Genomic DNA, 9,695 nt, shown 5'->3' with positions numbered 1-9,695 from the left:
ACCTTTCTCAAGAAGAATTAGCTGAGCTATGCAAATTGCATAGAACATATATAGGGGCCATTGAAAGGTGTGAAAAAAATCTTTCTTTGAGTTCTTTAGAAATAATTGCTGAAGCACTTGGAATCACTGTACCAGAACTATTGACTCCAAGAGAAGGCGATGACACTACCATCAGCGTATGATTACGTTCGTAATATCAAAAATGCTCAACTTACAATTCATGATCCTATTCAGGTAGGAGACCCTAATTTATGGATTCCAGACGAATTTTTAGAAGAACTTTTAAACAATAAATTAATGGGGTTAAATGTAAACTATCCCATTCGCACACGTTCAAAAGTTGTCAAACAAGCTGTTTGTGACGCATTAGGGTATCCAATAGAACAAAAATTCCCAAAATACCAGCCAAGATTTACAGGTCAAAATTTTGACACATACAATCAGCAGTCTTATAACTTACAAATATGGAATGAAGAAGTTTCTCCTCAAAGGAGATACGTTATTATTGGAATCAATAGTCAAAATATCATCTTTAAGGTTAAAGTGATTAGTGGATATGAGCTTGCTCTTTTAGATACTACTGGCACTATTACAAAGAAACATCAAGCTAGCTTCATTCCTTCAGCTACAGTTAATCGAGAGTTAGTTTCCTTATCGGATTCAGTATTGTTGAATCCATACTTAGCTCGCAGTTCATATATACCATCTCTATCGACTGAACCGACTGCTTTCCCAATATCTGGGGAAATTTTACCAATATCCGAAATTTTTAACCGCCTGAGTACCTTAATTGGTCAATCTTTCCCAGATCCAGGACCTACTCAAGAAAGACTAAGAGGAGCTGAACTACATAAATTAGTTTGTTCAGCTTTGGGATATAGCAACTATGCTGATGATGGAAAGTTCCCAGATGTTAAACACCAGTTACTAGAAGTTAAGTTACAAACATCGCCAACTGTTGATTTAGGTGTTATCTGTCCTAATCAGATAGATAACTCGGGAATTTCAATAAACAGTACAGCGATGCGTTACTGTGATACACGATATGCTGTTGTATACGGAGTTACAAATGGCATCACAGTAACGTTGACTCATTTAGTAGTTTCTACTGGAGCTGATTTCTTTTCTCGATTTACACAATTCCAAGGCAACGTGGTAAATGGAAAAATACAAATACCATTGCCCTATGACTTTTTTAATTAATTTCAAATACCTTAAAGACAAGTTCATCTAACTTGTCTTTAAGCTGTAATACATCTTCTTGATCTATTTCTTCATAGATCATCTTTGATAAGTTAATTAGTTCTTGAGATATCTCTAATTGAGGATCAGGAATAGGAAACTCTTCAACATATTGTTTCATGAATCTTCTCTTACCTGAATAGAGCTTATTGTTAAATTTATAGTCGTAAAACTGCTCGATAAACTTAGAATTCGCAACAGCTAAACATAGCCATAATAGCTCATCATCTTTACTATCATCTGGTGTAATCCAATAGCATTCACCATTAACGACATTACCTTCCAGATCTATCCAAAATTTTGGCTTTTCTGAGATATCTTGGAAAACAATCTTTGGCTTATCCCAAAGATCTGGATTTTGTGGAACCCACAACTCATACCAATTTCGACCGGCTTCAATCAGATATTTCCTTCCACTCAATTGATCTTTGTAAGCCTCTAAATATTGTGCAGTGGCTGGATACTGATCTATATCTAATGCTTTTGTCTTTCCATTTTCACTTGTATGCGGATAAATAATTTCTTTAGGCTTATTTGGCCTAATAGCCTTAAATTGTTGCGCACACTTACTAGTTAACAAATATTTGATTAATTCAGGCTTCGGATCAAAAGCATCCCAATCATCACGTATAAATACTTTATCTGCTGTAGATTTGACGCCTACTCGAATTGGACCAATATCTTTAAATATCTTCCACGTATTCATAGCTACTTTCTGTAACCATGAATTGCTTTCCGTAGTTGTTACAGTCCATACATTATTTTTAGAATTACATAAATCTAAGATTCCTCTAATAATTTCAAATTGAGATTTACCAATTTTAATATAATGAGTAGTACTATCAATTTCTGAAAAAATCGTTTCAACATCTTTATGATCTTGTTTTGATTTTTTAACTTCATAAACAGTAATAAATTCAGGGGCAACCTTAGTTTTTTTGTTGTTTTTCTTAGAGAAAACTAATGCTGGTAATACAGCTGCTGAACTAAATACCTTCGTATCACCCAAATCATAAATAGACTGTATATCTAAAGTTTCTAATAAATAATCTCGTAGTACATGACCAGATTTGATTGATAAAAAACGATTTGATGTAATAGTAGCTAATACCCCGTTATTACCAAGTAAATTGGACATAGCCATCATAAATGCATAATAAATATCCGTTTTTCCTTTTAAATTAAAATCTTTTGCTATCTTCTGAGATTTTTCACTACCAATAATTTGAGTACGGATGTAGGGAGGATTAGCAATAATGATGTCAAAGTCTGAATCTTTATTGGAATCATAAAATTCCAAAAAATCATCCTTTAATAACTTCAACTTAACGTTAGAATATTTCTCTTCAATTGATGAAGTAATTTTTTCAAAATTAGATTCATCGAGATCAACCCCAATTATTTCAATTTCTGAAAATTTCTCTGTATCTGAATTTAAAAGCAACTGCTCTATAAGGATTCCATCGCCAACACTTGGATCCAATATTTTAATTTTTTTATTCAAAAACAATGCGTTATCTAAATAAGAAAGAGCTTTTTTTGCAACAAATTCAGCTAATTCAATTGGTGTATATGTAACACCATTTTTTTTATCCTCATGAATATTTTGAAATCGAGGGAGGGAGATATTCATGACTTTTTCATATTCCACTATAACAATCAACAATTATAACTGTGTAGAAAATAAATTTTTCATAGAAAATGATCCAAACGCCATAGTTTGACGTAATTCTGTCTATTTAACATAAAATCTCTTATGCGAAATAACTTTTTCCAAAGTTTTCAATGATCTTTTTTAAGAAAAGGCTGTTCCTCCTTAAATCTTGGATCTATAAGCTTTTTCCTCTCTTTCTCTTGTTCTTTTTTCAAGTTCTCTACTACTTTTTTTACGCGATTAAATTCTTTTTCTCTTTCAGACTTTATTAGCTTTTCTATTCTTTGCTCATTTTCTACTTTATTTGATTCTAAATATTCATCATTTTTTATTTCCTCTGCTAATAAACCAATATATAACGCATTAGCTTTTTCAATTACGCCTTCTGACTTTGCTAGAGCCATTGCCCAAAGACCAGACCGTTTTTCTCCAGTTAAAAACTCTGTTAATGCTATTTCATAAAAAGCTTGTTCATTTTTTTTATTAAGTATAATTTTTTCTTTAATTTTTTTAAAAAAAATCATTCAATTAATTCCCTAAATAATCATTCAATGAAGTTATGATCTCAATAATTTAACTTCTTTTACAAGCTTATTTTTAAGAATAGCCAATAAAAAAGCCCGACATCCTGTCGGGCTTTTTCATATCGGGTTGCTCGTCTTACTGATCTCGTGCTGCCCATTCCTTGCGCAATTTTCTTATTCTTGTTGTCTGAAAACATCCAGTTTCCTTATGTATTCATCATACGGCTAATGACTTGAATTACCAATCTGCAAAATCCTTAAATCCATGTAAGTTTTAGCTTACAAAGTTGGCTTATTTTATCCCAAGAGTTGTCCGCAGAAATTGGGGATTATTTCTGAATTGTGAAGCTTGATAAATCAGGAAAAAACGCAAAAATGAATGTTTTTTGATCAATTTTATTGGCTAAAAGTTACAGTTTTGCTTAAAAAGAAACCGACTTGTTTCCAAGTCGGTTTTTTGTTGTTTTTCATGGGGATAAAAATTTTTTAACTATATGAAAAACAAAGATATTTTAAAAAGCATTTCGTATAAGCTCTATTATGTTAAATAGAATAGAAAACCTTTAAAAGTTAGTGTCAAATTATGGATAAATATTTTTTATAACTTGATAAAAAACATAATGTTTAATTTATGATATTGATAATTAATTTAATAAGCCTTAAAAAAATATGGATTTCGATAGTACTACTCAATTACCTACAAAATTCTTAAATAAAATTTCTGAAGTTATTTCAGTAGATCCTAGTGATATTGTTAAAGATGCAAAGTCTAAAGGGTTACCTATTGCAAAAATAGAAGACTTTACAACAGAGATTATTTGTAAAAATTATCGACGAATTGAAGATATTTCTAGCTCTTATGGTAACTATGCAGCAAGAAATAGTGCAGTAACCGGACTAGCTTCGGGAATTGGTGGTATAGCAACAATGGTAACCATTGGTGGCGTTGATATTGTAAATATGGCAGCGCAATTGTATAGGTTGAATCAAAGAGTTGCATATTTGAATGGCTTTGATCCGAATAATCCACATGATGCAGAACTAGCCAGAGAAATTTATTTATTTTCATTGGGATTTGATAAAGCTGCTGTTGCAGGTGTGCAAGCTATGATGAATAGGGCTGCTCAAATTGCAGGAAAATCTGGAGCAAAATCAAATCCAGTACTTAAACTCATCATGGTCGTTGCATCAAAATTAGTACCCAAAATGACAACTAAACAAGCGGCAAAATTTATTCCTGTTGTTGGTGGTATCTTGGGTGGGGGTATTAATTTTGCATTTGCTAAATATGCATCAAGTGAAATTCAGAAAAGATATAAAGAAGAGTTTTTTAGAAAAATGCAAACAGAGTCTATAAATTCTTAATTTTATAAGTTCATACGTTCTAGGAGAGTGAAAATGGGGTTTTGGAATAGTGTTTCTAGTCTTGCAAAAGGTGCAGGTCAAGCTATGCAGGAAAAAATGAAAGAGCAACAATATGAGGCATGGCGAAAGTTTCAAAGCCTTCCAGCAGAAAGGTTAGTTGATTATATAGGGCAACATGAAGGTGGTACATCAAGAGCATTAGCTATTTTAGCATTATCATTAAAAAGTCGTTCTGCCGCACAACGTTTTGTAGATGATAGTACTAAAAGCTCACTTGAGCACATGAGAAAGAGGTTGGCTTTAGAGGAGCATAAGGATGCTGAAGAACAGCGACGTGCTATTGATTCATTATTCAGAGGGTATTAAAAATAGGAATTATTTATATAGTTAAGATATAGCCATTTTAATAATATTTTGAGCTTGTCATATTAAATATTTCTATTATTAACATAGTACGCATTACAGACTAAAAATGGGAGCTTATAGCTCCCATTTTTAGTCTGTAATGCGATAGAACCCAAAACTGATTTAATGTTCACTACTAGCCATTTTGAAAACTCTTTAGGCTAGTAGTGAGCTTGAGTGAGTTTTAATTTGTAGCTGGTGCTATATGTCGTTGATAAACTAAAACTGATATTTTATCAAAAGTCCGTAATAGTTCGACAAATTGTTCAATAATCAGTCCTTTAGAGTAACTAATATATTGATCAACTCTTAAGAAAATTTTATTTTCATAATTAATAATGTGACTAGATGCGTTAACTAAATCTTCATTTGAATTGTTAACAGCTTCCAGTAGTTTAAGAAATAAATTTGGAGTGTAATCTTTTATAGGGTCAATGCTACTTAATTTGATTCTTTTATTTTCAGTATCAAAATTAACAATAATTCTATATTGGTCTACGATTACATTAAAACTATCTTCTTCAACATCATAAACATTAAAAAAGGCATTTTTTAAGATATTGACTAAAGTTGTAACATTAATTTGTTGTTCATCATAAAGCATATTATTCACATAACAATATTGTAGTAAAAACAATATGATATATATATATTTATGAAAAATAAAGATTTTTTATAGTTATGATTATTTTTTAGAAAAACTAAAATTAACATAATACACCTTATACGAAAGGTGTTCTAATTTTCCTTAGAAATCAATGCTGTAGTTTCTAGTTTATAGCCCAATCACACCCGATTGGGCTTTTTTTATGACTTTTCACGTTCCACGACTATTATTTGACCAATGTTTCACGACTTTGTTCATATTAGTTAAACAATCGTGGTTAATCATAGGGTCTAAAAAAACGGCTCCAAAAGCCCCTTTTCTCCGGCTCCTGTTCAACGTGCTCCGGTACGGGAATCCGCTTATTTTCTGTTTCGACCGGAGTAGTCAATCCGTCATTTTTCACCCCAGGTTCTGACCGAGGATCCGTTGCTATATCTTGGCTAGGTTTTTGATCGGTAAACGTAGTCATATTAGGTTTTGGGGCTTCTAATAGGCGTTGCATCGTTTCAATTTGGTTTTGATAGAAAGATTCCCGATCTTTTGCATCATCAAGCTGATTTTTCAGCATGTCTATCTGCTGTCTAAGCAGTAAAACTTCTGCCGAATTTGGACTGTCTATTTTTACAGGTTCTTTTACATCCTGTTTTTTAACTGGTTCCCCAAAAACGCGTATGGCTTCTGCTAGATCAATCTTATTATCAGAATTTTTACTTAAAATTCCTTTCTTTATGTTGTTGTAAATTGTTTGTCTATTGATGTTGTACAGCTTGGAAAGTTCAAGAACTGTAAGGGTTTTCATACTGTAAACCTATGCCTAAACTTGTAAAAAATTATTGTCTATTAGACTGTCAAATAGACAAATGAGCAAGTTTAAATTTTAGGCACATTGAAAGCCAGTTTTTTGCAGATAAGGGAGTAACTCTTCAAATTTTTTAGGGTCTTGAAGCATTTCGGCAATGCGGATAGCAAATTGTTGAAAGCTCTCAGAACCTTCTGAATAGTGTCCCATTTCAGGTAACTCAGAAAGTTTATTGGCAAATAAGTAGCGTTGTTTATCGCTCATTTTTGAGAATAAATTAGTTGGGTTTTGCTCTTTAACTACCTTGGTAGAAGAAGCTTTCTTTTGTTTAAGGGCAAAAGAAAAACCTGAAATAGTACGTCCTTTTTTATGCTGCTCATATTCAGCAGTTATATCTGTTAGCTCATTAACTTGGTTGAGTGCGAAATCTAAAACGTATGTTTTAAAGTTACTCATAGTTTTATATTGTTGAGTTTCGACCCCTAGTTGCAGTCTAAAAATGGAGAGATCAAAAATAGGAGTTTTACCTACAGATCGCCATTGGATTAATAGTTCATATAGCCGAATAGCATAAGAGCTTGTTAATCTCGAAACTTGTTGTAGTTCATATTTAGTAAAGTTTTCTTCTAGTCTTGTTATTAGCGGAACAATATCTTGTGTAAACCTTAAGAAAACGATTCCAGATTGGGGTTCATATCCAATTTTATCTACCCAACGACAATGAAAGCTACGATCCTTGCCTGTCTTAGGATTGATGTCATGATAAGTCACATAGCGATCAAATAAACTTCTAGAAGCATCTCTAAGTACGGTGTAAGCAGTGTGCTTTTCAACATTAAAAGTATTTATATAACTACTAGCATGTACTTCTAAAAGGCTATTTTCAGTTATTCCATGTCCTGTTTCTCGAGCTTCAGCAATTGCTAATAAGATCAGTCTTTGTTCAACTGTGTCTAGAGTATAGCTGGCTTGAATTAAAGCATTATCCTTTACGATTAATTCACTCATTTCTAATAATAAATTTATAATTAAACTAGGTCATACAATAGACTATTTTAATTAACTTGTAAATTAACCTAGCTTTAAGGGTCGATAAACCTAGTTTTAAGGTCGATAAACCTAGCTTTAAGGGTCGATAAACCTAGCTTTAAGGGTCGATAAACCTAGCTTTAAGGGTCGATAAACCTAGCTTTATAGTCGTTGAAAGCCTTATAAACAAAGAGATTCAGCTTACTTAAAAGCATTTAAAATCTTAAAAATAATTAAAAGCCTTTCAAATGGAAAATTGCCCTATGTTTTCGCTACGCTCAAACTCTATTGAATCTCGCTTTCGCTCGATTCGAGGGGCAATTTTTTAGCTAATCTCGTTGTGACTTTAAGAAAAATCAAAAGCAACTCGGAATTCGCTTCGCTCATAAATTTTTTATGCTCGCTACGCTCGTCTAGAAGTTAATTAATTTAGTTCGCACCCATTCGGGATGCTCTGAGATAAAAGTGATTAATGGATAGGGAGCTTGTAATCAGAGAAAAAGCTAGGTGAAATTTTGATTAAGCTTTATCACTCGTAGACACTCGTTCGGTTTTTTTCAATATCAATCTGATATGGAAAACTGCTTTATAAAAATTGTTATTCGTTTTACAGAATTTTTTCAGCCTAGTTGCATTTCTCACTCTAAATAAGCCTATTTTGCGTTTATTGGGCTTTTTAGCCCTGTTTACATAGATTTCCCTGTTTTTCGAAAAAAATCGCTTAAATGCGATTCTAGGCTGTTTTATAGCGATTTAGAAAATCCCTCGATTCTAATTTAGATCCATAGCCCTGCTTTGATGTTTTTGGATTTTTCATTTCTGATCAGCAGATCGGAATGCACGCTTCCGCGTTTCTCAAATAGAAACGGAATTTTTCTTTCTAAAATTAGAAAAAAACCGTCTTTAAGTAGACGGTTTTGATGTTTAAAAACGACGAAATTATTTGTAATAACTCTTCTTTAATATTTTGGGGAGAATCGGTTTTAATTCATCTGAATTTAACATGAATTTCATGTAAAGCCGTCCCGCTAAAAGCTCTGGACGTTCCCCAATATAAGCGGAAAGATGGGCAAACTGAGGGTCTGTAGACATTCCTTTGCACCACCGCTTTACGTCATCGGGATCTAAAACTAAATATAATTTGTTTGGGTCTAATTGAATACTCATGATTGTTGTTTTCCAATGATATATTGACCATCTTGCCTTAATTTTTAGGATTTCTCTTTCGAGGTAAAAAAATGAATACAGAATCATTCCAACAATCAAAAAAAGATGAACTTATTGGACTTGAAGAACAGCACGAGATCTCGTGTTTAGTCCAAAAATTTGCTATGGAACAACTAGGGTATTCAAAGGTGAAAGTTTCATCTTTTGAGCTAATGCAAAAGAAGCCTCGATCAGTAGTGACTATTGCATTTAATAAGAGTCAAAATGATCTCTATTTACGATTCGGAAAGTATGATTTGGCTGATCTTAATGATCAGAAAATCATTGTTGTTGCTCGCATTGGATTTCGTAAAAAGAAACATGGTTATGGAACAGCTCTACTAAAGGAACTTTGCCATTTTGGAACGCAATTTGGATATGGATATTTAGAAGTAGAACGCCCAAATCCAGATTGCCAAGCTTTTATGAAAAAATTAGGTTTTAAGGATAAGTTCTATCTTCCTATTGATCAGTTGAAAAGATCCATTCAAGAATATGAGCTTTCGAGACAAGCTGTACCCAGTTTCGTATAAGGTGTATTATGTTAATTTTAGAATTTTTTAATAATTAAGAATAATCTACTAATCATCAATGCTACTTATCGTCTGTCGACTTATTGTCATCATATTTTCATTATTTGGACTCAACTAAGTGATTTCAAATAATGTTTCGTAAACCTAGCCATAAATTACTATTGATTATTTCTGACAATTTAAAAGCATTTAGAGCGGCCAATAACCTTTCTCAAGAAGAATTAGCTGAGCTATGCAAATTGCATAGAACATATATAGGGGCCATTGAAAGGTGTGAAAAAAATCTTTCTTTGAGTTCTTTAGAAATAATTGCTGAAGCACTTGGAATCAC

At 32.5% G+C, this 9,695-nt stretch carries 12 protein-coding genes; 6 read left to right on the top strand and 6 right to left on the bottom strand.

What is annotated here, in order from left to right; all coding sequences use genetic code 11:
* On the top strand, nt 1-182 hold a 182-nt coding region (locus tag GBI16_RS16650; RefSeq protein ID WP_151707501.1), incomplete at its 5' end, for a helix-turn-helix domain-containing protein.
* Nucleotides 160-1,203, top strand: a complete 1,044-nt coding sequence (locus GBI16_RS16645; protein ID WP_151707500.1) for a restriction endonuclease — start codon at nt 160-162, stop codon at nt 1,201-1,203. The genes GBI16_RS16650 and GBI16_RS16645, both read left to right, overlap by 23 nt.
* On the opposite strand, the gene GBI16_RS16640 is transcribed toward GBI16_RS16645, so the two are convergent.
* Together GBI16_RS16640 and GBI16_RS16635 are read right to left on the bottom strand one after the other, a co-directional pair.
* Nucleotides 1,196-2,875, bottom strand: coding sequence for an Eco57I restriction-modification methylase domain-containing protein (locus GBI16_RS16640; protein ID WP_151707499.1), 1,680 nt, complete (start codon nt 2,873-2,875; stop codon nt 1,196-1,198). The genes GBI16_RS16645 and GBI16_RS16640 overlap by 8 nt on opposite strands.
* Nucleotides 2,876-3,024: 149 nt before the next feature.
* Nucleotides 3,025-3,420: a hypothetical protein gene (locus GBI16_RS16635; protein ID WP_151707498.1), complete on the bottom strand. Its 396-nt coding sequence runs from the start codon at nt 3,418-3,420 to the stop codon at nt 3,025-3,027.
* A 669-nt stretch (nt 3,421-4,089) separates the two neighbouring features.
* On the opposite strand from GBI16_RS16635, the gene GBI16_RS16630 reads away from it, so the two are divergent.
* The gene (locus GBI16_RS16630) at nt 4,090-4,785 is read left to right on the top strand and encodes an EcsC family protein (RefSeq protein WP_151707497.1); all 696 of its coding nucleotides are present in this window, start codon (nt 4,090-4,092) and stop codon (nt 4,783-4,785) included.
* Nucleotides 4,786-4,818: 33 nt separating this feature from the next.
* Nucleotides 4,819-5,151, top strand: a complete 333-nt coding sequence (locus GBI16_RS16625) for a hypothetical protein (RefSeq protein WP_151707496.1) — start codon at nt 4,819-4,821, stop codon at nt 5,149-5,151.
* Between the two features lie 223 nt (nt 5,152-5,374).
* Here GBI16_RS16625 and GBI16_RS16620 read toward each other — a convergent pair whose 3' ends face one another.
* The 4 genes from GBI16_RS16620 to GBI16_RS16605 form a co-directional block, all read right to left on the bottom strand.
* Entirely contained in the window at nt 5,375-5,794 is a 420-nt protein-coding gene (locus tag GBI16_RS16620) for a hypothetical protein (protein ID WP_151707495.1), read from the bottom strand.
* A 280-nt stretch (nt 5,795-6,074) separates the two neighbouring features.
* Entirely contained in the window at nt 6,075-6,596 is a 522-nt protein-coding gene (locus GBI16_RS16615) for a plasmid replication DNA-binding protein (RefSeq protein WP_151707494.1), read from the bottom strand.
* 78 nt (nt 6,597-6,674) lie between these two features.
* Nucleotides 6,675-7,604, bottom strand: a complete 930-nt coding sequence (gene repM, locus GBI16_RS16610) for a replication initiation protein RepM (RefSeq protein WP_151707493.1) — start codon at nt 7,602-7,604, stop codon at nt 6,675-6,677.
* Nucleotides 7,605-8,564: 960 nt separating this feature from the next.
* The gene (locus tag GBI16_RS16605) at nt 8,565-8,792 is read right to left on the bottom strand and encodes a hypothetical protein (protein WP_016650499.1); all 228 of its coding nucleotides are present in this window, start codon (nt 8,790-8,792) and stop codon (nt 8,565-8,567) included.
* 71 nt (nt 8,793-8,863) lie between these two features.
* On the opposite strand from GBI16_RS16605, the gene GBI16_RS16600 reads away from it, so the two are divergent.
* Complete coding sequence (locus GBI16_RS16600) at nt 8,864-9,364, top strand: GNAT family N-acetyltransferase (RefSeq protein ID WP_151707492.1); 501 nt, start codon at nt 8,864-8,866, stop codon at nt 9,362-9,364.
* Nucleotides 9,365-9,495: 131 nt separating this feature from the next.
* A partial coding sequence (locus GBI16_RS16595) for a helix-turn-helix domain-containing protein (RefSeq protein ID WP_151707491.1) occupies nt 9,496-9,695 on the top strand: 200 nt, incomplete at its 3' end.

This window comes from Acinetobacter sp. TUM15064, from assembly GCF_008980265.1.
Classification (GTDB): Bacteria; Pseudomonadota; Gammaproteobacteria; order Pseudomonadales; family Moraxellaceae; genus Acinetobacter.
Note: the sequence above shows the minus strand (reverse complement) of the source record. Positions and strands in the feature narration are given on the sequence as shown.